The organism is Sphingomonas sp. AC435 (assembly GCF_979253005.1).
On record NZ_CEEDCJ010000070.1, the window covers coordinates 1 to 252 of the forward strand.

Consider the following 252-nt stretch of genomic DNA (forward strand, 5'->3'; position numbering starts at 1 on the left):
CGGCCCGGTCCAACGCGCGGGCGGGTTTCCCGGCCCGGCCGATCAGTCACGTCGGGACATCATGCTCATGTCACCAGCCTACGCCCAGACCGCGGGCGGCGCCGCGCAGGCCAGCGGGATCGCCTCGTTCCTCAGCTTCGCGCCTCTCATCCTCGTTTTCATCGTTTTCTACTTCCTGATGATCCGTCCCCAGCAGCGCCGCGTGTAGGCGTTGCAGGATGCCGTGTCGGCGGTGAAGCAGGGCGACTCGGT

1 pseudogene is annotated in these 252 nt (G+C 67.5%); it reads left to right on the forward strand.

The annotated features are described in order from the left end of the window. A pseudogene (locus AC0CH8_RS18990) lies at positions 1–208 on the forward strand (hypothetical protein); the annotation flags it as partial. Positions 209–252 lie beyond the last annotated feature (44 nt).